Source organism: Acidovorax sp. GW460-11-11-14-LB4 (assembly GCF_059423685.1).
Map to the genome: position 1 here is coordinate 165,602 of NZ_JBWKYJ010000001.1, position 23,950 is coordinate 189,551.

The 23,950-nt window shown below is 65.9% G+C and carries 18 protein-coding genes; 15 read left to right on the forward strand and 3 right to left on the reverse strand.

What is annotated here, in order from left to right; translation table 11 throughout:
- Positions 1-84 precede the first annotated feature (84 nt).
- Positions 85-3,066 carry an HD domain-containing phosphohydrolase gene (locus tag AC07X4_RS00770; protein ID WP_494738933.1) on the reverse strand — a complete coding sequence of 994 codons (2,982 nt, stop codon included), beginning with the start codon at positions 3,064-3,066 and terminating at the stop codon, positions 85-87.
- A gap of 100 nt (positions 3,067-3,166) precedes the next feature.
- A complete protein-coding gene (gene alaS, locus AC07X4_RS00775; RefSeq protein ID WP_494738934.1) occupies positions 3,167-5,794 on the reverse strand; it encodes an alanine--tRNA ligase in 2,628 nt (875 codons plus the stop codon).
- Positions 5,795-6,049: 255 nt separating this feature from the next.
- On the opposite strand from alaS, the gene AC07X4_RS00780 reads away from it, so the two are divergent.
- From AC07X4_RS00780 to AC07X4_RS00820, 9 genes are all read left to right on the forward strand, one after another.
- Positions 6,050-6,967 (forward strand): dihydrodipicolinate synthase family protein, encoded by a 918-nt coding sequence (locus AC07X4_RS00780; protein WP_055398099.1) that lies wholly within the window; start codon positions 6,050-6,052, stop codon positions 6,965-6,967.
- Between the two features lie 34 nt (positions 6,968-7,001).
- Positions 7,002-7,937 carry a 4-hydroxyproline epimerase gene (locus AC07X4_RS00785; RefSeq protein WP_494738935.1) on the forward strand — a complete coding sequence of 312 codons (936 nt, stop codon included), beginning with the start codon at positions 7,002-7,004 and terminating at the stop codon, positions 7,935-7,937.
- 28 nt (positions 7,938-7,965) lie between these two features.
- Entirely contained in the window at positions 7,966-9,081 is a 1,116-nt protein-coding gene (locus AC07X4_RS00790) for an NAD(P)/FAD-dependent oxidoreductase (protein ID WP_494738936.1), read from the forward strand.
- Between the two features lie 23 nt (positions 9,082-9,104).
- Positions 9,105-9,365, forward strand: a complete 261-nt coding sequence (locus AC07X4_RS00795) for a 2Fe-2S iron-sulfur cluster-binding protein (RefSeq protein ID WP_207780658.1) — start codon at positions 9,105-9,107, stop codon at positions 9,363-9,365.
- Complete coding sequence (locus AC07X4_RS00800) at positions 9,362-10,729, forward strand: FAD-dependent oxidoreductase (RefSeq protein ID WP_494738937.1); 1,368 nt, start codon at positions 9,362-9,364, stop codon at positions 10,727-10,729. Before AC07X4_RS00795 ends, AC07X4_RS00800 begins: the two co-directional genes overlap by 4 nt.
- Before the next feature lie 147 nt (positions 10,730-10,876).
- A complete protein-coding gene (locus AC07X4_RS00805) occupies positions 10,877-11,512 on the forward strand; it encodes a TRAP transporter small permease (protein ID WP_494738938.1) in 636 nt (211 codons plus the stop codon).
- Positions 11,513-11,549: 37 nt separating this feature from the next.
- Entirely contained in the window at positions 11,550-12,815 is a 1,266-nt protein-coding gene (locus AC07X4_RS00810; protein ID WP_121942798.1) for a TRAP transporter large permease, read from the forward strand.
- A 56-nt stretch (positions 12,816-12,871) separates the two neighbouring features.
- A complete protein-coding gene (locus AC07X4_RS00815; protein ID WP_494738939.1) occupies positions 12,872-13,894 on the forward strand; it encodes a TRAP transporter substrate-binding protein in 1,023 nt (340 codons plus the stop codon).
- A 67-nt stretch (positions 13,895-13,961) separates the two neighbouring features.
- Positions 13,962-14,636 carry a GntR family transcriptional regulator gene (locus tag AC07X4_RS00820; RefSeq protein ID WP_056744569.1) on the forward strand — a complete coding sequence of 225 codons (675 nt, stop codon included), beginning with the start codon at positions 13,962-13,964 and terminating at the stop codon, positions 14,634-14,636.
- Between the two features lie 275 nt (positions 14,637-14,911).
- Here AC07X4_RS00820 and AC07X4_RS00825 read toward each other — a convergent pair whose 3' ends face one another.
- Positions 14,912-16,348 (reverse strand): aminotransferase-like domain-containing protein, encoded by a 1,437-nt coding sequence (locus AC07X4_RS00825; RefSeq protein ID WP_056065047.1) that lies wholly within the window; start codon positions 16,346-16,348, stop codon positions 14,912-14,914.
- Positions 16,349-16,550: 202 nt separating this feature from the next.
- On the opposite strand from AC07X4_RS00825, the gene gabT reads away from it, so the two are divergent.
- The 6 genes from gabT (at position 16,551) to AC07X4_RS00855 (ending at position 23,950) form a co-directional block, all read left to right on the forward strand.
- Entirely contained in the window at positions 16,551-17,843 is a 1,293-nt protein-coding gene (gene gabT / locus AC07X4_RS00830; RefSeq protein WP_494738940.1) for a 4-aminobutyrate--2-oxoglutarate transaminase, read from the forward strand.
- A 29-nt stretch (positions 17,844-17,872) separates the two neighbouring features.
- Entirely contained in the window at positions 17,873-18,982 is a 1,110-nt protein-coding gene (locus AC07X4_RS00835) for an ABC transporter ATP-binding protein (RefSeq protein ID WP_260667137.1), read from the forward strand.
- 52 nt (positions 18,983-19,034) lie between these two features.
- A complete protein-coding gene (locus tag AC07X4_RS00840; RefSeq protein ID WP_056063211.1) occupies positions 19,035-20,069 on the forward strand; it encodes an ABC transporter substrate-binding protein in 1,035 nt (344 codons plus the stop codon).
- A gap of 101 nt (positions 20,070-20,170) precedes the next feature.
- Positions 20,171-21,415, forward strand: a complete 1,245-nt coding sequence (locus AC07X4_RS00845) for an ABC transporter permease (RefSeq protein WP_494739022.1) — start codon at positions 20,171-20,173, stop codon at positions 21,413-21,415.
- Positions 21,416-21,446: 31 nt separating this feature from the next.
- A complete protein-coding gene (locus AC07X4_RS00850; RefSeq protein WP_108499256.1) occupies positions 21,447-22,265 on the forward strand; it encodes an ABC transporter permease in 819 nt (272 codons plus the stop codon).
- A gap of 194 nt (positions 22,266-22,459) precedes the next feature.
- Entirely contained in the window at positions 22,460-23,950 is a 1,491-nt protein-coding gene (locus AC07X4_RS00855; RefSeq protein ID WP_494738941.1) for an NAD-dependent succinate-semialdehyde dehydrogenase, read from the forward strand.

Genomic DNA, 23,950 nt, shown 5'->3' on the forward strand with positions numbered 1-23,950 from the left:
ATATGGCCCGCTGTCCGCTTCGACAAGGCTGGCCCGCGCAAGAACGCATTGCCCCATCGTCCACCGTAGGGCGCCTTTCCCCTCTCAGCCCAGCGACACCAGAATGGCCTCCACATTGACCTCGTCGCGCTGCGCAGGTGTCAGAAAGCGCTCTGCGTAGTCGCGCCACACGCCGCTGGTCAGGAAGAAGCGAAACACCTCGGCATCGATGTGACGCTCGCGCACCATGTGGGTCATGATCTTGAGCGACTCGGACAGCGTCTTGGGTGGCTTGTAGGGCCGGTCGGCCGCAGTCAGCGCCTCAAAGATATCGGCCAGGGTCATCACACGGTCGGCCAAGGTCAGCTCTGGCGCCTTCAGGCGCCGTGGATAGCCAGTGCCGTCCAGCTTTTCGTGGTGGGACCCGGCAATCGCCGGCACGCGCGCCAGGTGCGGCGGAAACGGCAGACCACTGAGCATGATGATGGTCTGCACGATGTGGTCGTTGATCTTGAAGCGGTCTTCGGCGGTGAGCGTGCCCCGCTGTATGGACAGGTTGTGCAATTCGCCCAGGTGCGCCTCGTAGGGCGGCAACACCATGTCAAAGCCCCAGCGATTGGCGGGGTTGCCCGCCTCCACCGGCGGCTTGCGTGTGCCCCAGGGCACGATGTGCTCGGGCCGGTCGGCCAGCAGCGGCTCGTTGGCGGGCAAGGGGCGCACCGGCACGCTGGAAAGTCGCAGCATCTCGGCGGCCGACAGGCCCAGGCGGTCGTCAAAATGCCGTTGCCATATCTGGCGGCCGACGGTCTTGAGGCGGGCAATGTCCGCCTCGGCCATGAATTCGCCCCCCACGTTGCAGCGGGCTACAAAGGCAAAGTCTTCCTGCAGTTGTTCGCGCCGCTGCAGCAGCTCACGCTGCAGGCGCACCGGGTCCACGCCAGACACATGCTGCTTCCAGTAGTCCAGCTCAGCGTCCCGCCACAACACCTCAAAGCGCATGCGCACCTCGTGAATGCGGTTGTAGAGCGTCTCCAGCTTGGTGGCCTTGTCGATGATGTGCTCGGGGCTGGTGACCTTACCGCAGTCATGCAACCAGGCCCCCAGGCGGAATTCGTAGCGCTCGGCATCGGTCATGGCCACCTGGGCAAACGGACCGTCCTTGGCCGCACACATGCGGTCCATCAGCTCCTCGGCCAGCTCCGGCACGCGCTCGCAATGGCCACCGGTGTAGGGGCTCTTGGCGTCGATCGCGTCGGCCAGCAGGCGGATGACAGCATCGAGCAGCTTCTTCTGGCCTTCGATCAGGCTGCGCGTCTCGATGGCCACCGACAGCGTGCCCGACAACTTCTCGACAAACGCCCGGAAATGCGCGTCATCCTGCGTCTGGTCCGCGATGTAGCGCAGCACCAGCAGGCCCAGGGGCTGCCCGTCACGGGTACGCAGCTGCACCCGCAGCACGCGCGCGGGCTCGGTGTCGCCGTCGTCTTCGTGCTGGTCGCCAGGTTGGGGCTCGGTATGGTTGATGAAATGCACCATGGCCAGGTGCTCGGGGTAGCGCGACTGCTGCTCCGGGTCTTCGCAATGGCGGGCCGCGCGCAGCAAGCCGGTGCGTTGCGGGTCCACGAGGTATACCGCACCGCCGGTGCAACTGGTGGCGCGCACCAGCTCGTACAGTACGCTCGACAGCATCAGGTCGGTGCGCGACTCGGCGCTGATGTGGTGGGTGATGTGCAAGAACTCCTGGATGGTGTCGGACATGCGGTCCATCACCTGCCCCAGGTCGCGCACCTCGCGCACCGGCGACACCCGCCGTTCGGGCCGCCGGAAATCAAACCGTGCCAGCGCCCTGGCCTGCAAGGCCAGCCCAAACAGACTGCGCCCCACGCGCCGGCCAGCCAGCCAGCCCAACGGCAGCATCAGACCGATGAGCGACACCGACAGCCACACCTGCTGGCGCAGGTTGTTATTCACGTCGGCCAGCAGCTCTTTGGTAGGAATCGCCATCAGGATCTGCAGCCCCTGCCAGCGCATCGATGCCAGCGGCAGCGAACGGCCCAGCCATTCCTCGCCGTCGGCCTGCAGGCGGCGTGACTCGCCATCTTTCAGGCCCAGCGCCTGCAGCGCATGCAGGCTGGGTACACCCAGATCGTCCAGGGCACGCAGCCGCAGGCCCGGCGTGTTGCCATCACGCAGTAGCACGCGTGACATGTCGGGATAGGCCAGCACGCGGCGGTCCTTGTCCACCACCGCGATCTCGGTGCGGGGCATCAGGCGCAGGCCACTGATCTCATGTCCCAGGTCGGTCAGGGCAACGTCCAGGCCAATCACCGCACGCCCGTCCTCGCTGGGCTGGCTCAGCGTGATGCCCACCTCCTGCGTGGTGAAGAACACATAGGGTGCCGTGAGGATCTGGGTGTTCTGCTCCAGCGCCTCGGCGTACCAAGGCCGGGTGCGGGGGTCGTAGCGGTATTCCGGGCGCACGGCCGAATCGATCAGCCGCAGGTCCGCGTCGTAATAACTCCAGCGCCCCACCATGCCCGCCAAGCCGCGCTCGCGCGCCATGGACTGCACCAGGTACGCCGTTTTGGGCGGTGCATCCAGCCGCACCCGTAAGGCTTCGTTTCGCACCGGTCGCACCAGCAAAAACTGCCCGTCCGGGTAACCGATGAACACCGCCGACAGCAGCGGGTTCTGCTCCAGCAGCCGCGCCAGTACAGGCAGGCGCCGCAGCCGCGCTGGCAGGGTGGACGCAGAGGCCACCGGGTCGAACGCCAGCAGGCGGATGGTGGCATCGGCCGGGTCCACGATGCGGTGTACCCGTTCTGCAATGAGCTGGCTGATGCGCTGCGCACTCTCGTCCGACGCCGCAATGATGGCCTGGCGCGCGCTGGTGCTGACCTGGTACACCAGCAACGCTGTCAACAACAGCATGGCGGTGACCACCACGGTGGCGATCAGGACCTCAAAGGGGATGGTGATGCGGCGCCACCACGGCAGGTGGCCGCCTTGGCCCACCGAAGCAGCGCCCGTACCGCGAAGCACAGCGGACGGCGGCGGGTCTTGGGGGCTGTCGCGCAGGGTGTCCATGCGCTGCACTTTAGGGTGAAAGCTGGCGTTCCGTCACCCTCTTTTTGGCAGCCATGGCTGCCACACCACAGCGGCTGGTGCCGCCGTGGTGACCGGTACATCAGCCCAGTTGCTGCGTGACCCAGCCTGTCACCGAAGCCAGTGCTGCGGGCAGCTTGGACGCGTCCGTGCCGCCAGCCATGGCCATGTCGGGCTTGCCGCCGCCCTTGCCGCCGACTTGCTGGGCCACAAAGTTGACCAGTTCGCCGGCCTTGACCTTGCCCACGCTGTCGGCGGTAACGCCTGCAGCGATCTGCACCTTGTCGCCATCCACGGCGGCCAGCACGATGGCAGCGGTCTTGAGCTTGTCCTTGAGCTTGTCCATGGTGTCGCGCAGGGTCTTGGCGTCGGCACCCGGCAGCGCGGCAGCCAGAACCTTGAGGCCCTTCACATCCACGGCCTGATTCACCAGTTCGTCGCCCTGGCTGGAGGCCAGCTTGCCCTTCAAGGCAGCCACTTCCTTTTCGAGCGCGCGGGCGTTGTCCAGTGCCTGGCTGATGCGGCCGTTGAGCTCGGCCACCGGCGCCTTGAGAGTGCTGGCGGCCTGGTTCACGGTGTCTTCCAGGTTTTGCAGATATGTCAGCGCGTTGGCGCCCGTCACGGCCTCAATGCGGCGGATGCCCGCAGCCACGCCACCCTCGCCCACCACCTTGAACAGGCCGATGTCGCCCGTGCGCTGCACGTGGGTGCCGCCACACAGCTCGCGGCTGGTGCCGATGTCCAGCACGCGCACGGTTTCGCCGTACTTCTCGCCAAACAGCATCATGGCGCCAGTCTTCTGGGCCGACTCGATGTCCATCACACGGGCCTGGGTGGGCTGGTTGGCCAGGATTTCTTCGTTGACGCGGCGCTCGATCTCGCGGATCTCCGCAGCAGTCACAGCGCCGTTGTGCGTGAAGTCGAAACGCGTGCGGTCAGCATTGACCAGGCTGCCCTTTTGCTGCACATGGCTGCCCAGCACTTCGCGCAGGGCCTTGTGCATGATGTGCGTGACCGAGTGGTTACGCATGGTGGCAGCGCGCACGGCGGTGTTGACCTGGGCCTGCACGGTGTCGCCCACGTTCAGCGTGCCCTCTTCGAGCGTGCCGTGGTGGCCAAACACATCGGCCTTGATCTTGAGCGTGTCACCCACCGCAAAGCGTGCCGAGCCGCTGGTGATGACACCTTCGTCACCCACCTGGCCGCCGCTTTCGGCATAGAACGGGGTGGTGTCCAGCACCACCACACCGTTTTGGCCGGCTTTCAGGGCCGCAGCGCTTGTTCCATCTACATAGATTGCTACGATTTTTGCAGTCTCTGCCAGGTGCTCGTAGCCGGTGAACTGGTTGGCGGCACCGGTGTACTCCAGCGCCTTGTCCATCTTGAACTTGCCGGCCGCGCGGGCCTGGGCCTTCTGCTTTTCCATGGCGGTCTTGAAGCCTGCCTCGTCCACTTCCACGTCGCGCTCGCGGCAGACGTCGTTGGTCAGGTCAAGCGGGAAGCCGTAGGTGTCGTGCAGCTTGAACGCCACGTCGCCGGGCAGCACCTTGGCACCGCCGTCCAGGGTAGCGTCCAGGATTTCCATGCCGTTGGCCAGCGTCTCGAAGAAGCGCTCTTCTTCCACCTTGAGCACCTCGGTGATGCGCTGTTCCTGCTCGCGCAGGGATGGGTAGGCATCGCCCATCAGGCGCACCAGGTCGGCCACCAGCTTGTGGAAGAACGGGGTCTTCTTGCCCAGCTTGTACCCGTGGCGGATGGCACGGCGCACGATGCGGCGCTGCACGTAGCCACGGCCTTCGTTGCTGGGGATCACACCGTCGCTCACCAAAAACGCGGTGGCGCGGATATGGTCAGCGATCACGCGCAGGCTTTTGTTGTTGAGGTCCGTCACGCCGGTCTCGCGGCCGGCGGCCTTGATGAGCGCGTCGAACAGGTCGATCTCGTAGTTGCTGTGCACGTGCTGCAGGATGGCAGCGAGGCGCTCCAGGCCCATGCCGGTGTCCACGCAGGGTGCGGGCAGCGGGGTCACGGCACCCGTCTCGTCCATGTTGAACTGCATGAACACGTTGTTCCAGATCTCGATGAAGCGGTCGCCGTCTTCATCGGGGCTGCCGGGAGGGCCGCCTGCAATGTGCGGGCCGTGGTCATAGAAGATTTCGCTGCAGGGGCCGCAGGGGCCGGTGTCGGCCATCATCCAGAAGTTGTCGGACTTGTAGCGGCCGCCCTTGTTGTCGCCGATGCGGATCACGCGCTCGGGTGGCAAGCCGATTTCCTTGGTCCAGATGTCGTAGGCCTCGTCGTCTTCCTGGTAGACCGTGGCCAGCAGGCGCTCTGGCGGCAGCTTGTAGACCTCGGTCAGCAGCTCCCAGGCCCACTTGAGCGATTCGCGCTTGAAGTAGTCGCCAAACGACCAGTTGCCCAGCATTTCAAAGAAGGTGTGGTGGCGCGCTGTGTAGCCCACGTTTTCCAGGTCGTTGTGCTTACCGCCCGCACGCAGGCAGGCCTGAACCGACACCGCGCGGTTGTACGAGCGCTTGTCGGTGCCCAGGAACACGTCCTTGAACTGCACCATGCCCGAGTTGGTGAACATCAGCGTGGGGTCGTTGCCGGGCACCAGGGGGCTTGATGCCACCACGGTGTGGCCCTTGGAGACGAAGAAGTCCAGGAAGGACTTGCGGATGTCAGCGACAGAAAAAGTGGGAGTGCTCATGGTGTTGTGGAGTGGTTGCACGCAGCAGGCAGGCCGCAGGACCCGCGCCTGCGCGCTGCCTGTCGCTGCCCCTATGGGGACCAACCTTTCATTATAGGTTTGCAGTCTGGCGGTCCGTGGCGGGAGGGCGACAAGGCGAGGACAGACGCCTCCACTCCATGCGCCAACGGGTGCGGAAAAATCCGCTTGCGCGCTTTAAATATCTTGTTAATATATTAATAACTTCAACCCGACCACCGATCCAAGGAGTCCCTCGTGAACCCACAACCCCGTTGGCAAGGCATCTTCCCTGCCATCACCACCAAGTTCCACGCCGACGAGTCCATCGACGCCGAGGGCACAGCCCGTCACATCGACTTCCAGATCCGCAACGGCATCCACGGGCTGGTCACCTGCGGTTCTCTCGGCGAGGCCAGCACCCTCACGCTGGAAGAAAAACTCCAGGTCGCCAAGATCGCCCTCGAAGCCGCTGACGGCCGCGTACCAGTGCTCGCCAACGTGTCCGAAACCAGCACCCGCGAGGCCCTGCGCTACATCGACGGCGGCAACAAGCTCGGCGTGGCCGGCTACATGGTCATGCCCTCGGTGATCTACGTGGCCGACGCCCGCGAGGCCATGGCCAATGTGCGCGCCATGGCGGGCGCCGCCCAGCGCCCCCTGATGGTCTACAACAACCCTGTGGCCTACCGCGTGGACCTGAAACCCGAGCACATGGTGGAGCTGGCCGACTGCGAGTGGATCGCCGCCATCAAGGAAAGCACCGGCGACATCCGCCGCATCACCGACCTGCGCAACACTGTGGGTGACCGCTACCAGCTCTTCCTGGGCGTGGATGACCTGGCTTACGAAGGCCTGGCCCTGGGCTGCGACGGCCTGCTGGCCGGCGTGGGCTGCGCCTTCCCGCGCGAAACCGTGGCGCTGTACGACCTGATGAAAGCGGGCAAATTTGCCGAGGCGCTGCCACTCTACCAGTGGATGACGCCCATGCTGCACCTGGATGTGTCCAACAAGCTCGTGCAGAACCTCAAGCTCATCGATGCGCTGGTGGGTGTGGGCACCGAACACATGCGCCGCCCCCGCCTGCCCCTGGTGGGCGACGAACGCGCATTTGTCGAGAGTGTGGTGCGCAAGGCCCTGGCCACGCGCCCTACAAAATACCAGTCTGTCGCCTGAGACACTGAGCGCCCTACTCCACCACCACAGCACCATGCAACGCATCCACGTGATCGACTCCCACACGGGCGGCGAGCCGACCCGGCTTGTCATCGACGGTTTTCCAGACCTGGGCACCGGCACCATGGCCGAACGGCGTGCGCTGCTGGCCGAGCGCCACGATGCCTGGCGGGCCGCCACCGTGCTGGAACCGCGTGGCAGCGATGTGGTGGTGGGGGCGCTGCTCTGCGCGCCGCAAGACCCGGCCAACGCAGCGGGCGTGATCTTCTTCAACAACAGCGGTTACCTGGGCATGTGTGGCCACGGCACCATCGGGCTGATCGCATCGCTCGCCTACCTGGGCCGCATCACCCCTGGCGAGCACCGCATCGAAACCCCGGTGGGCACCGTCACCACCACCCTGCACGCTGATGGTTCGGTCAGCGTGCGCAACGTGCCGGCCTACCGCCTGCATCATCAGCTGGCGGTGGACGTGCCCGGCTATGGCCGCGTGGTAGGCGATGTGGCCTGGGGCGGCAACTGGTTCTTCTTGATCTCCGATCACGGCCAGCGCGTAGCCAGCGACAACCTGGAGGCGTTGATGGCCTACAGCTGCGCCGTGCAGCAAGCCCTCAAAGACCAGGGCATTCGGGGCGACAACGGCGGTGAGATTGACCACATCGAGCTGTTTGCCGACGACGACCAAGCCGACAGCCGTAACTATGTGCTGTGTCCCGGCAAGGCCTATGACCGCTCGCCCTGTGGCACGGGCACCAGCGCCAAGGTGGCCTGCCTGGCGGCCGACGGCAAGCTGGCACCAGGCGCCCTCTGGCGCCAGGCCAGCATCATCGGAAGCCAGTTCGAGGCCAGCTACACACTGCAGGACGATGGCAAGGTCATCCCCACCTTGCGGGGCCGCGCGCACATGAGCGCCGACGCTACTTTGCTGATTGAAGACAAGGACCCCTTTGGCTGGGGCATTCGGCTTTAACCCAGCCCTGCTGCTGCACCCGCGCCCCATGCAACACACCGATGTCCTTGTGATTGGCGCTGGCATCGTGGGTGCCGCTTGCGCCCATGCGCTGGTGTCGGTCGGGCTGTCGGTACGTGTCATCGATGCGCGCCTCGGCGGTGCCACGGCGGCGGGCATGGGCCATCTGGTGGTGATGGATGACAACCCGGCAGAACTGGCGCTGAGCCAGACATCGCTGGACCTCTGGCACACCTGGGCACCCCACATGGATGCGGGCTGTGCGTTCACGCCCTGCGGCACGCTCTGGCTGGCCGCCAACGATGCAGAGCTGCAGGCGGCCCATGACAAACGCAGCACCCTGCAAGCACACGGAATCGCCTGCGACATGCTCGACGCGGCCGCCCTGTCCCGCGCAGAACCCGCACTGCGCCCCGGTCTGGCGGGTGCGCTCAAGGTGCAGGGGGATAGCGTGGTCTACGCCCCGCGCGCAGCCCAGTGGCTGCTGGACCAGGCCGCAGCCCACGGACACCTTGTGTTGGAGCAGGCTGAAGCGATGCAGATCGACGGCCACACCGTCACCCTGCGCGATGGAAGCCAGCGCAGCGCAGGCGCCATTGTGCTGGCCAGCGGCATCCACGCCCCACAGCTGTGCCCCGGCCTGCCGCTGCGCCCCAAAAAGGGCCACCTCGTCATCACCGACCGCTACCCGGGCACCGTGCACCACCAGTTGGTGGAGCTGGGCTACATCACCAGCGCGCACCACAGCGACGGTACCTCGGTAGCCTTCAACGTGCAGCCCCGGCCCACAGGGCAGTTGCTGATCGGCTCGTCGCGCGAGTTCGACACCACCGACCCCGCCGTCAACAACGCCGTGATGGCGCGCATGCTGCAACGGGCACTCGACTACCTGCCAGGCCTGGCCGACCTCAACGCCATCCGCACCTGGACCGGCTTTCGCGCCGCCACGCCAGACAGCCTGCCGCTGATTGGCGCGCACCCCGAACACCCGCACCTGTGGCTGGCCGTGGGACATGAAGGACTGGGGGTGACCACCGCCCCGGCCACCGCGCAGTTGCTGGCGGCCCAGATCGCAGGGGGCACCCCGGCGATCGACCCCACGCCCTATGCCCCTGCACGCTTTGCAGGCCTGAGCACACCATGACCGCCTCCAGAACACCCGCCCTGGTGCACATCGTGGTGAATGGCACACCACTGCAGGTGCCCGCAGGGACCAGCGTCGCCGCCGCGCTGGCGCAGCAAACTCCAGGCACCACACGCACCTCTGTCACCGGCGCGGCGCGGGCACCGCTGTGTGGCATGGGGGTGTGCCACGAATGCAGGGTCCGCATCCACGGCCGCACCCGCCTGGCGTGCCAGACGGTCTGCACCGAGGGCATGTCGATTCACACCGATGTCGGCACAGCACCCGGGAGCGCCACGCCATGAACCAGCCCGTGACCCCTCCCATGACCGAGCAACACTCGGCGCACGAGCGCTGCGACATCCTCATCATCGGCGCAGGCCCTGCAGGTTTGGCGGCGGCCCTCGCTGCCGCACCCAGCGGGGCCGCGATCACCATCGTGGATGACAACCCGCAGCCCGGCGGGCAAATCTGGCGCGATGGCCCCCAGGTGGTCTTGCCCGCCCTGGCGCAACAGCACCGCGCGGCGCTGGCCCGGCACACCAACATCTGCCTGCTGCCGGGCACCCGCGTGGTGGGTCTGGGTGACCCGCAACCTGGCGACAAGGCCCCGGCCCTGCTGCTGGAAGACGCTGACCGGGGCTGGACCCAGCACAGCCACCGCATCGTGCTGTGCACCGGAGCCCGCGAGCTGTTGCTGCCCTTCCCGGGCTGGACGTTGCCCGGTGTGACGGGTGCAGGCGCCTTGCAGGCCCTCATCAAGGCAGGGCTCGACGTGCGCGGCCAGCGCATCGTCATTGCAGGCACAGGCCCTCTGCTGCTGGCCGCTGCCGCCACCGCCAACAAAGCGGGTGCCACCGTGGTGCGCGTGGCGGAGCAGGCGCCGTGGAGCGCGCTCGCTGGATTTGCAGCGCATCTGCCGCGCTGGCCTGCCAAGGCGTTGCAAGCCCTCACGCTGCTTCACCCGCAGTTGCGCGCCAGCTGCCATGTGCTGGAAGTCCAAGGCACCACGCAGGTGCAAACAGTGAGGCTGCGCAAAGGCCAACACGCCGAAGAAACCATGGCCTGCGACCGCGTGGCCTGCGGGTTCGGGCTGGTGCCCAACACCTACCTGGGGCAGATGCTGGGCTGCGCACTGGGCGGGCCGCTGAGCGGTGGCCAGGGCTTGGCTGTCGATGCACAGATGCGCACCAGCGTGCCCGGTGTATTCGCCGCGGGTGAAGCCACCGGCTTTGGCGGCAGCGAACGTGCACTGGTTCAGGGCGCCACGGCAGGGCATGTGGCGGCGGGACAGGCGCAACAGGCCCAGGCGCTGCGCCCGCAACTGGCACGCTGGGAGGGCTTTGCGCAGGCGTTGCAGGCTTCTTTTCCACTGAACGAAGCACTCAAAACCCTGGCGCAGCCTGGCACCCTGGTGTGCCGCTGCGAAGACGTGCCCTACGCTGCACTGGCCGATCGCAACGGCTGGATCGATGCCAAGCTCCACACCCGCTGCGGCATGGGCGCGTGCCAGGGCCGCATTTGCGGCGCTGCCGCACAGCACCTGTTTGGCTGGACGCCTGCGCCCCCACGGCATCTGCTGGCGCCCACACGCATTGGCACGCTGGCCGCCTGCACGCCCGCGCCCACCACCAGCGCTCAGCGCGAGCCCGCAACTCCCTCGGGCTGACGCGCGCGCAGCCGTTTTCCCCCGTCCTTCCTTTCAGGGCTTACCCGCACCCAGCAGGCATCCATCTTGCTTTTAAATATATTTGTTAGATATTAAAAAGCACAAGGCTTATCTTTCATCGCCGCCCTCCTCCCCAGGAATCCCATCATGCCCACACCCCACAGTCCACCCGCCCCGCAATCTCCGGCGCCGCGCGCTCCCGTCCGCTGGGTGCTGGCGTTGTCCACGCAGGTTCTGCGCATGGAGCGGCATCTGCTCACCGCCCTCATGACGTTGCTGGTGCTGCTGATCCTGCTCAACGTGGTCACGCGCTACACCGGCATGCCCATCTACTGGGTGGACGAGGCGGCGGTCTACACGGTGGTCTGGCTGACCTTTGTGGGCGCCTCGGTCATGACGCGGCTGCGTATGGACTTTGCCGTGACCATGCTGACCGACCACCTCGGCGCGCGGGGCGCCAAGGCATTCAAGGTGGTGGCCACGTCCGGCGTGCTGCTGTTTGGCCTGGCCATGCTGGTGATGTGCTGGGTGTGGATGGACCCCATCGGTATTGCGCGCTACGGCTTTGACGCCAGGGAGTTTGCGGCCGAGAGCTTCAACTTCATCTACACCGAGCGCACCCAGACGCTGAACTGGCCCACCTGGGTGCTGCAACTCATCCTGCCGATCTTCTCGGCCACCTTCAGCGTGCATGCACTGGCCAACCTGTTCGAAGACATGGGCGCCGCAGAGCGTGTGCAGCACACGGGCTTCGACGTAGTCAACGCCGACGCCGTGAACTGAGCGCCCCTGCGCCCGCAAAACCCATCAGAGCCCGACCATGATCACCACCCTGTTCTTCCTCGCCGCCTTGATGGTGGGTGTGCCCATCGGCGTATGCCTGTGCCTGTCAGGCGCGGTGTACATCCTCAGCATCGGCAGCCCGGTGCTGTTCCAGTCGTTCCCCATGCAGATGTTCGGCGGGGTGGACAGCTATGGCCTCATCGCCATCCCGCTGTTCATCCTGATCGGCGAGATCATGAACAGCGGCGGCATCACGCGGCGGCTGGTGGACCTGTCCATGGCCTTCATCGGGTCGGTCAAAGGAGGGCTGGCCTACGTGAACATCCTGGCCAACATGCTGGTGTCATCCATCATTGGCTCGGCCACCGCGCAGGTGGCCATCATGTCGCAGGTCATGGTGCCCGAAATGGAAAAGCAGGGCTACGACAAGACCTTTGCGGCCGGCCTCACGGTGTACGGCGGCATGCTGGGGCCCATCATCCCGCCCTCGGTGATGTTTGTGGTCTACAGCGTGCTGGCCCAGGTGGCCGTGGGCGACATGCTGATTGCAGGCATCCTGCCCGGCGTGCTGCTCACCGTGCTGTTCTTTGTCGTGATCGCGCTCATGGGCTTTGTCTACAACTACCCGCGCAGCGAAAAGCGCACGCTGGCCCAGCGCGCGCGCACCGTGGTGCAGGCCAGCCCCACGCTGCTGATCCCTATCATCATCGTGGGCTCCATCCTCAGTGGCCTGGCCAACCCGACCGAATCTGCCGCCGTGGGTGCGCTGGTATCGGCGCTGGTGGGTCGCTATGTGACCAAGGAGTTCCGGTTCAGCGCGATGCCCGCCATCCTGCTGCGCTCGGCCATTTACTCCGCCATCGTGCTGTTTCTGGTGGCGGCGGCGGCCGTGTTCTCGTGGTTGCTGATCTACGGCAAGGTGCCGCAGATGGTGGCCGCCTGGGTGCAGACCGTGGCACACGATCCGGTCACCTTTTTGCTGCTCACCAACGTGATCCTGCTGGTCATCGGCACGGTGATCGACGGCATCCCCGGTCTCATCATGACCGCCCCCATCCTGCTGCCAATTGCCACCGAGGTCTATCACATCGACCCGCGCCATTTTGGTGTGGTGATCGTCGTCAACCTGGTGCTGGGGCTGATGACCCCACCCGTGGGCCTGAGCTTTTTTGTCGCGTCAGCCGTCACCGGGGCCAAGCCCGGAAAGATGTTCATCGTCACGTTGCCGTTTTTCATCATCAGCTGCGTGGCGCTGGTGATGTTGTCGCTGTTCCCCAGCCTGTCGCTCGGCCTGCTCAAGTAGGCCGCTGCCAGACAAATCCCGTCCCCCTCCCAAAGTTCTTTCACACGGAGTTCACCATGACGACCCAGCCCGCCCACACTGTCTCCCGCCGCCATTTCATCCAGCGCAACGCAGCTGCCGCCGCCGCAGTGGCGGTTCCTCTGGGGTTCCCGTCGCTGGTGCGTGCAGCCGATGCAAAGGAGTTCCGCCTGGGCCTCATCACACCCGCTGGCCACTCGTGGAACCGCGCCGCACTGCAGTTTGGCGAGGCGCTGAAGAAGGAAACCGACGGCCGACTGAGCGTCACGGTCTTCCACTCGGGCCAGCTTGGCAACGAGGCCGCGATGATGCAGCAGCTGCAGTCCGGCGCGCTCGACATGGGCTGGATCCAGGCGGCCGAGCTGGGCTCGCGCGTGTCCAGCATTGCAGCCATCAATGCACCGTACCTCGTGCGATCCACCCCCGCCGTGGCCAAACTGGTCAAGCACCCCGCTGCTACCAAGCTGCTGGAGGCGCTGCCGCGCGAGACGGGCACCATCGGCCTGGGCTGGGGCATCACCGGCATGCGCGCCGTGTTCTCCACCAAGGACATCGCCGTCCCCACCGACATCAAGGGCATGAAGCTGCGCATCAACCCCACGCCGGTGTACCGCGACTTCTACCAAATGCTCGGCGCCGCGCCCACGCCCATCCCCACGCCCCAGGTGTTCGACGCGATGAGCAACGGCCAGGTCGACGGGCTGGAGGCGGACATCGAGTTCTCCTGGAACCAGCGCTTCGACAAGGTGGCCAAGACCCTGCTGCAGATGAACGCCTTGTTCATGCCGTTCGCGCCGCTGGTGTCCGGCCGTATCTGGCAAGGGCTGGATGCCAAGGACAAGGACATCATCCGCAAACTGGTGGCCCAGTCGCTGGATGCGCAGATCAATGACATCGTGACCACCGAGGCCGGGCTGATCGAGAAGTTCAAGGGCACATCCATCGCCTTCAAGACGGCATCGTCGTTCAACCCCGACGGCATCATCCAGGAGTTCGACAAGCTGTGGCTGCCCAAGGCGCCGCAGATTGCCGAGCTGCGCAAGGCGGGCGCAAGCCTCTGACAGTCCGCAAGGGTCACCGGGGCCGCATCCCATAAGATGCGGCCTCTCGCAACGTCCTTCACGCCCGATGACACTCCGCCGCCCCTCCCCCCAGCAAGACCCCGCGCCCAAGCGGCGCGCGGCGGACGTGGCCTACGACGCCATCGAGACCATGATCTCCACGCTGCAGCTGCAGCCCGGCAGCCCCGTGGTGGAGGCCGAGATCGCCGAAAGCACGGGCCTGGGCCGCACACCGGTGCGCGAGGCGCTGCTGCGCATGGTGTCCATCGGGCTCATCGTGCAGCAGCCCCGGCGCGGGCTGCTGGTGTCGCACATCGACCTGGCCGACCACCTGGACGTGATCCAGACCCGCCGCGTACTGGAGCGCCTGCTGGCCTCCAACGCCGCACGCCGCGCCACCGCGCCGCAGCGCCAGGCCATCGTGCGCTGTGCGGAGAACATGGTGCAGGCCGCAGCGCGCGGCCACCTCGACGACTACATGCTGGCCGACCATGAGCTGGACCTCGTCACCCACCAGGCCAGCCAGAACCACTCGGCCGTCAAATGCGTGCAACCGCTCATCGTGCAGTGCCGCCGTTTCTGGTATGCCTACCAGCACGAAGGTGAGGTGTCAGAGGGCGCCCGCGCGCACATGCAACTGGCCCAGGGCATTGCCAGTGGCGACGAGGCCCAGGCCGTGGCGGGCGCGGAGCAGCTGATGGAGTACCTGGAGCGCTTTGCGCGGCGCATCATCGACCGCTAGGGACCCTCTGCACGAATCTCGCTGGCCAAGTGAGCGCAGCGGAGCGGGAGGGGTTGCAAGGCGCAAAACGCAGCAATAGCCGTAGCTATTGCGAGTATTTGCAACGCAGCAGACCGCCCGAGCCCGCTGATGCACACGACGCGGTGATTCGTGCAGAGGGTCCCTATGGACCAGCCCCCCGGGCCACGGGCAGTTGCGTCAATCACTATCTATTTGATAGCAATCCAGGCATATTGCACTAGCGCATCCGCCCCAAAACGCTTCAAACCGCGTGCTCAGGCCAGGGAACTGCCCTGTTCCGCCACCTGCTGGCCCATCTCGATGCGCTGCTCCAGAAAGCGCCACATCCGCTCGTCCTGGCTGAACGCCACGTTAAACCGCAGCCAGCCCGTAGGCCGGGGCTCCACCAGAAACAGCTGACCCGGCCCGAGCATGATGCCCGCACCGGTGGCCTCTTTCGACAGCTCGGCACTGTCGGGCAGGTCTGGGTGCCGGGCCCACAGGTACATGCCCGCCTCGGGCTCGTGGAACAGCTCGAACCCCAGGTTCAGCAAGCGCCGCCCCACCGTGCGGTGCGCCTCGGCCAGGCGCTCGCGCAGCGACTTGAGGTGCTTGCGCCAGCGCCCATCCGTCACCACACCAAACGTGATGCGCTCGGTGATCTCTGACGAGGTCAGGCCCGAGATCATCTTGAGCTGCACCAGCTCGTCGAGCAGGTCACGCCGCGCCGCCAGAAAGCCGGTGCGCAGGTTGGGCGAAATCGTCTTGGAGAAGCTGCCCAGGTAGATCACGCGGTTGAGCTGGTCCAGGCTGGCCAGCGAGGGGCGCACACCGGGGTCCATGTCGGCGTAGATGTCGTTCTCCACCAGCATGAAGTTGTGCTGCTCGGCCAATTGCAGCAGCCGGTGCAGGTGCGCCACCGATGCCACCGAGCAGGTGGGGCTTTGCAGGCGCGGCTGCGTGAAGAACACCGTGGGCTGGCGCTCGGCCAGCAGGGCCTCCAGGGCGGGCAGGTCGTAGCCGGTGGCGGTGCGCGGCACACCCACCACTTGCGCTCCCGCAAAGCGCAACATGAACAGCAGGTTGGGGTAGCCGGGGTCGTCCACCAGCACCACATCGCCAGGCTTGACGAGACGACGCGCCACCAGGTCCAGCGCCTGGCTGGAACCCTGCGTGAGCAGCACCTGGTCGGCGTCCACCGCCAGATGGTGCTCGGCCAGCGACTCGGCCACCACCATGCGCAGCGCCATGTGGCCGTGCGGCAGGCCATAGCCGTCCAGCTCGGGCCCATCGGACGACAGCTGGCGCATGCTGCGTTTGACCGCATCGCCAAACAGCCAGTCGTGCGGCAGCCAGCCGCAGCCCGGTTTCATGGGCAGGTTGCGGTTTTCAAAAATTTGTTTGAGATACCAGCGCGCATCAAAACGGGGCACGGCCCGCTCGGGCGCACCAGTGCCGGGCGCAGCGCCCTCGTCGCCCCGCCGCTTCACAAAAAAGCCTGCGTTGGCCCGCGACACCAGCCAGCCCTGCGCCACCAGGCGGTCGTAGGCCTCGACCACGGTGAACACGCTCACCCCGTGCGCAGCAGCAAAAGCGCGGATGGACGGGAGTTTGCTGCCGGGTTTGAGCACCTGCCCGGCGATGAGCCCCCGCAGACCATCGACGATCTGGCTGACCAGAGGTGTCTGGAGGTCGGGGCTGAGAGTGAGCATCAGGGGAGCAAAAAAGGGGGCGAATTGTGCACTGGGTTGGCGCACACCAAATCAGGGATTGCCTGTACAGGATTCTAGACCTGCACAGTGCGCGCCAAACAGCGCTGCGCTGTACATGGACGGGCCGTGGCGTGGATTCCAGAATTCGCCCCATTCCTGGTTTTCATTCCCTTTTTTGTCCTTCACAGCCACCGCCCACACCATGCAGCAAGACCGCCATTTCACCAACGCCGCCCTCCTCACCCGCCGCCACGCCGCCGTGGCCCGGGGCGTGGGCCAGGCCCATGAACTCTTCATCCACAAGGCCCGCAACGCCGAGCTGTGGGATGTGGAGGGCCGCCGCTTCATCGACTTTGCCGGTGGCATCGCGGTGCTCAACACCGGCCACCTGCACGCTGGCGTGATCGCCGCCGTCAAGGCCCAGCTGGACCTGTACACCCACACCTGCTTTCAGGTGGTGGCGTACGAACCCTACGTGGAAGTGTGTGAGCGCCTGAACACGCTGGCCCCCGGCGCGTTTGCCAAAAAGAGCCTGCTGCTCACCACTGGCGCCGAGGCCGTGGAAAACGCCATCAAGATCGCCCGCGCCTACACCAAGCGCCCTGGCGTGATCGCCTTCACGGGCGGCTACCACGGCCGCACCAACCTCACGCTGGGCCTCACCGGCAAGGTCGTTCCATACAAGGTGGGTTTTGGTCCGTTCCCGGGTGAGACCTACCACGCGCTGTTCCCCAACGCACTGCATGGCGTGAGCGTGGAGCAGGCCCTGCATTCGGTGGAGCTGATCTTCAAGAACGACATCGAGCCCGAGCGCGTGGCCGCCTTCATCGTCGAGCCCGTGCAGGGCGAAGGCGGCTTCTATGTGGCCCCGCCCGAGTTCATCACCGGCCTCAAGGCCCTCGCAGACCGGTACGGCATCCTGCTGATTGCCGACGAAGTGCAGACCGGCGCGGGCCGCACGGGCACGTGGTTCGCCTGCGAACAATGGCCGGTGGCCCCCGACCTCATCACTACCGCCAAGTCGCTGGCGGGCGGCTTCCCCCTGTCGGGCGTGGTGGGCCGCGCTGATGTCATCGACGCGCCTGCAGCTGGCGGCCTGGGCGGCACCTATGCGGGCAGCCCGGTGGCCTGCGCGGCAGCCCTGGCGGTGATCGATGCGTTCGAGCAGGAAAACCTGCTGGCCCGCAGCCAGGACATGGGCGCGCTGCTGGTCAGTGCACTGAAAGCAATGGCCGCCAAAGTACCCGCCATCGGCGACGTGCGCGGCCTGGGTGCCATGGTGGCGATCGAGCTGTTTGAAAACGGCGATGTACACCGCCCCGACGCCGCACTGACCAAAAAGGTCGTGGCCGAAGCCGCGCGGCGCGGGCTCATCCTGCTGTCCTGCGGCACCTACGGCAACGTGATCCGCATCCTGGTGCCCCTGACGGCATCGGACGAACTGCTGCACGATGGCCTGGCCATCCTGGCCGACAGCTTCGCAGCTGTGGGCTGAATCCCTTCTCCCTTGATTGCCCCAACACCATGAACCACGCAGAACCCCTGGTCCGCTTCAGCGGCGTGCAAAAAACCTACGACGGCGAACAGCTTGTGGTGCGTGCGCTGGACCTGGACATCCAGCGCGGCGAGTTCCTGAGCCTGCTGGGGCCTTCGGGCTCTGGCAAGACCACCACGCTGATGATGCTGGCCGGCTTCGAGTCGCCCACCGCGGGCGACATCCTGCTCGATGGCAAGCAGATCACGCGCACGCCGCCGCACAAGCGCAACTTTGGCATGGTGTTCCAGAACTACGCGCTGTTCCCACACCTCACCGTGGGGCAGAACGTGGCCTACCCGCTCACCGTGCGCAAGGTGCCCAAGGCCGAGCAGGCCGAACGCGTGAAGAAGGCGCTGGACATGGTCCGCCTGTCGGGCATGGCCGACCGCCTGCCCGCACGCCTGTCGGGCGGCCAGCAGCAGCGCGTGGCGCTAGCCCGCGCCCTGGTGTTCAACCCCCAGCTGGTGCTGATGGACGAGCCCCTGGGCGCACTGGACAAGCAGCTGCGCGAGCACATGCAGATCGAGCTGAAAGAGCTGCACCGCCAGCTGGGCGTGACCTTCGTGTACGTGACCCATGACCAGGGCGAAGCCCTGACCATGAGCGACCGCGTGGCGGTGTTCAACGAAGGTGTCATTCAGCAGTTGGCCGATGTGGAGTCACTGTACGAGACCCCGTCCAACCGCTTTGTGGCAGGTTTTGTGGGCGACAGCACGGTCATCACCGGTACGCTGCAAGGCAGTGGTACGGCGTGGGCACTGCAGTTGCCTGATGGCCAGCGCCTGCCCGGCCTCAATGTGAACCACCTGGCACCCGGCGCCCTGGCCGAGGCCTGCATCCGCCCCGAGCGAATTGCGCTGCATGCCGCCAGCGCCGCGCCCCAGGCCCCCGCCCTGCGCGCCACGGTGGCCCGTGCCATCTATTACGGCGACCACCTGCGCCTGATGTGCGACATCGGCGCCGGCCAGGCGCAAGCCACCGTCAAGCTGCCGCTGACCCGCGCCGACGCCAACCCGCACCCCGAACCTGGCGATGCGGTGCTGCTGGAGTTCCCCACGGAGTCCGTGCGCATCTACGCCCCGCCCACCGTTCACTGAACCGCATTTTTTGTTCCCCGTCCCCTTCCCTCAACCCCTAGGAAACCGCACCATGAAAAACAAGAGCCTGATCGCCTGCGCTGCCCTGTCTGCCTGCCTGGCCCTGCCCAGCCTGGCGCAGCAGCAACTCACCGTCGTCAACTTCGGCGGTGCCAACGCCAATGCACAAAAGAAGGCCTTCTACGAGCCCTACGAAAAGGCCGGCAACAAGATCGTGGCCGTGGAGTACAACGGCGAGCAGGCAAAGGTCAAGGCCATGGTCGAGGCCAAGAAGGTGACCTGGGACGTGGTCGAGGTGGAATCGCCCGACGCCGCGCGCGGCTGCGATGAAGGCCTGTACGAAAAGCTGGACTACAGCAAGATCGTGCCCAAGGCCGACCTGCTGCCCGCTGCGGTGAACGAATGCGCTGTGGGCATCTTCGTGTGGTCCACCGTCATGGCCTACAACGGCGACAAGCTCAAGACCCCACCCACCAGCTGGGCTGACTTCTGGGACACCAAGAAGATCCCTGGCAAGCGCGGCATGCGCAAAGGCGCGCGCTACAACCTCGAATTTGCGCTGCTGGCCGATGGCGTGAAGCCCGCCGACGTGTACAAGGTGCTGGCCACCAAGGACGGCGCCGACCGCGCATTCAAGAAGCTGACCGAACTCAAGCCCAACATCCAGTGGTGGGAGGCCGGTGCCCAGGCGCCCCAGTTCCTGGTCGCAGGCGATGTGACTCTGACCACGGTGTTCAACGGCCGCATCGACGCCGCCAACCGCGAAGGCCGCAACCTCAAGATCTACTGGCCCGGCGGCATCTACGACCTGGACTACTGGGCCATCCCCAAGGGCACACCCAATAAGGATGCTGCTGTGAAGTTCATCGCCTTCACGATGCAGACCCCACAGCAAGCCGCCTATGCACAGAACATTGCCTATGGCCCGGCCAACACCAAGGCCCTGGCGTCGCTGGACAAGAAGGTGCTGGACGACCTGCCCACCTCGGCCACCAACGCCAAGGAGGCCCTGCAGTTCAGCGTGGGCTTCTGGGCCGACCAGGGCGAGGCGCTGGAAAAGCGCTTTGCCGCCTGGGCCACGCAGTAAGCCTGCGCCCGACCGCCTGAGCCATGAGCCCACACCAGCAGCAGACAGAGCCCACCACCATGCAAGCCCACTCCGGCGTGATCGCCATGAACGCCCCTGATATGGCCCCGCACCGCACACAGGACAGCCACGCCCCCGGCGCGCTGCGCAAAGCCCTGGCCCGCGCCGAAGTGCGGCGCAAATGGCGGGCGTTCAGCCTCACGCTGCCCTTGCTGGTGTTTCTGCTGCTCACGCTGCTGGTGCCCATTGCCGCGCTGCTGCAGCGCGCGGTGGAGAACCCCGAAGTGGCCAACGCGCTGCCCGGCACCATGCGTGCCCTGGACGGCTGGGACCGGCGCGACGCACCACCTGCGGCGGCCTACGCCGCGCTGGTGGGCGATCTCGCCCGCCTGCCCGACCGTTCGGACGCTGGCGCCCTGGCGCGCCGGCTCAACTCCGAGGTGCCGGGCGCACGCTCCATGGTGATGGGGGCCTACCGCGACCTGCCTTTTGAAGGTTCTGCCGACGCCATCAGGGAGCGCCTGCTGGGCGCCGACCCCCGCTGGGGCGAGGCACCGTTCTGGCGCGCCATCGCCAAGAACGGCGCCCGCTGGACGCCCGACTACCTGCTTGCATCGGTGGACCTGCAGCGCGATGCACTCGGCCAGGTCGAGCGCATGCCCGAGGAGCAGCGCGCCTTCGGCGGCATCCTGCTGCGCACGTTCCACATCAGCCTGGTGGTCACACTGGTGTGCCTGCTGGTGGGCTACCCGCTGGCCTGGTGGCTCGCCTCATTGCCTGCGCGTTCGGCCAACGTGCTGATGATCCTGGTGCTGGTGCCTTTCTGGACCTCGATCCTGGTGCGTGTGGCCGCTTGGATCGTGCTGCTGCAATCCGAAGGCCTGGTCAACCGGGGCCTGATGGGCCTGGGCCTGATCGAACAGCCGCTGGCGCTGCTGTTCAACCGCACGGGCGTGGTGATTGCCATGGTGCACATCCTGCTGCCGTTCATGATCCTGCCGCTGTACAGCGTGATGAAAAGCGTGCCGCCCACCTACCTGCGCGCGGCGGTGTCGCTGGGCAGCTCGCCGATTGCCGCGTTCTTTCGGGTGTATGTGCCGCAAACCTACCCCGGCATTGGCGCGGGTGCCCTGCTGGTGTTCATCCTGGCCATTGGCTACTACGTCACGCCCGCACTGCTGGGCGGAGCCGATGACCAGATGCTGAGCTACTACATCGCCCGCTACACCAATGTGGAAGTGAACTGGGGCATGGCCTGCGCGCTGGGTGCCCTGCTGCTGGCTGCCACGCTGCTGCTGTACGGCGTGTACCGCCGCATTGGCAAAGCCGAATTGAGTCTGGGCTGATCACTCCCTCCAAAGCTGAAAGTCGCTGACCATGTTTCGCCTGCCCCAATTCCCCCTGTACGCCACGTTGGCCGACAAGCTCGGCTGGTGGGCCGTGCGCGCGCTGTGCGTGTCCGTGCTGGTGTTCCTGCTGGCCCCCATCCTGGTGATGGTGCCGCTGTCGTTCTCCGAAAGCTCGTTCCTCGCCTACCCCATCCACGGCTGGTCGCTCAAGTGGTACCGCAACCTGTTCGAGTCGGCCGAATGGGCCCGTGCCACGCGCAACAGCTTCATCGTGGCGCCCGCAGCCACGCTGATTGCCACTGTGCTGGGCACCCTGGCCGCCGTGGGCCTGTCGCGGGCGGACTTCCGGTTCAAGGGACTGCTCATGGCCATCCTGATTGCCCCCATGGTGGTGCCCATCATCGTGGTGGGCGTGGCCACCTACCTGTACTTCGCGCCGCTGGGCCTGGCCGACAGCTACTTCGGCCTCATCATCGTGCACGCAGCCCTGGGCGCACCCTTTGTGCTGACCACCGTGCTGGCCACGCTGGCGGGCTTCAACCACAACCTGGTGCGCGCCTCGCTGAGCCTGGGTGAGACACCGCTCAACACTTTCTTCCGCGTCACGCTGCCGGTGATTGCGCCGGGCGTGATCTCCGGCGCGCTGTTTGCGTTTGCCACCTCCTTTGACGAAGTGGTGGTCACCCTCTTCCTGGCCGGGGCCGACCAGTCCACGCTGCCGCGCCAGATGTTCAATGGCATCCGCGAGAACATTTCGCCCACCATTGCCGCCGTGGCCACACTGCTCATCCTCTTCACCACCAGCCTCTTGCTGGCGCTGGAGTGGCTGCGGGGCCGGCGCGCATGACGGCGCAAGCCGTGTTCAACCATGCACGCATCCACACCCATGCCCCTGTTGCCCGTGCCACTTTGGCGACGCATGGCGCAGCCCCGCCCATGCTAGCCTTTGGCTAGATGTACGCGGGTCGTTGGCTACCCGCTCTGCGCCCCTTCTCTTTTCTGCTCGCCCTCTGTTTCGTCACCTCTCCCGGAAGTATTCCCATGGACATGAAGACATCTCCCCTCACACTGCTGAACGACCCCACGCTGCTCAAGACTGACGGCCTCATCAACGGCCAGTGGGTGGCGGGCAGCAGCCGCTTTGACGTGAACGACCCAGCCACGGGACTGAAGCTGGCCGACGTGGCCAATCTGGGCCCGCAGGATGCCGAGGCCGCCATTGCCGCCGCCAACGCCGCCTGGGGCCCTTGGAAGACCAAGACCGCCAAGGAGCGCAGCATCATCCTGCGCAAGTGGTTTGACCTGCTCATGGCCAATCAGGACGACCTGGGCCGCATCATGACCGCCGAACAGGGCAAGCCCCTGCCAGAAGCCAAGGGCGAGGTCGCCTACGGCGCGAGCTTTGTGGAATGGTTTGCCGAGGAGGCCAAACGCATCAACGGCGAGACCCTGCCCCAATTTGACAACAACCGCCGCCTGCTGGTGCTCAAGCAACCCATCGGCGTGTGCGCGGCAATCACGCCATGGAACTTCCCGCTGGCCATGATCACCCGCAAGGTCGCACCTGCGCTTGCTGCGGGCTGCCCCGTGGTCATCAAGCCGGCCGAGCTGACACCACTCACCGCCCTGGCCGCCGCCGAGCTGGCCATCCGCGCGGGCATTCCGGCCGGTGTTTTCAACATCCTGTCCGCCGACAGCGACAACTCCATTGCCATCGGCAAGGTGCTGTGTGCGAGCGACGTGGTGCGCCACATCAGCTTCACAGGCAGCACCGAAGTGGGCCGCATCCTGATGGCGCAATCGGCCCCCACGGTCAAGAAGATGTCGCTGGAGCTGGGCGGCAATGCGCCCTTCCTGGTGTTTGACGATGCCGACATCGACAGCGCCGTGGAAGGCGCCTTTGCCAGCAAGTACCGCAACGCGGGCCAGACCTGCGTATGCACCAACCGCTTTTACGTGCAGGAAGGTGTGTACGACGAGTTCGTGGCCAAGTTCGCCGCCAAGGTCAAGACGGCCAAGGTGGGCAATGGCTTTGAAGCCGGTGTGAACCAGGGCCCGCTGATCGAGGAAGCCGCGCTGGCCAAGGTGCAGCGCCACGTGGACGACGCGCTGGCCAAGGGCGGCCAGGTGGTGGCTGGCGGCCAGCGGCTCAAGAGTCTGGGCTCCGGGCAGTTCTTCGAGCCCACGGTGGTGGCCAATGCGTCGGCCGACATGCTGTGTGCCCGCGAAGAAACCTTTGGCCCGTTTGCGCCCGTGTTCAAGTTCAAGACCGAGCAGGAAGCCATCGACGCAGCCAACAACACCGAATTCGGCCTGGCCAGCTACTTCTACAGCCGCGACGTGGGTCGCATCTTCCGCGTGACCGAGGCGCTGGAATACGGCATGGTTGGTGCCAACGTGGGCATTCTGGCCACAGAGCACGTACCCTTTGGCGGCGTCAAGCAGTCGGGCCTGGGCCGCGAAGGCTCGCACTACGGCATGGACGACTATGTGGAGATCAAGTACCTGTGCCTGGGCGACATCCAGAAGTGA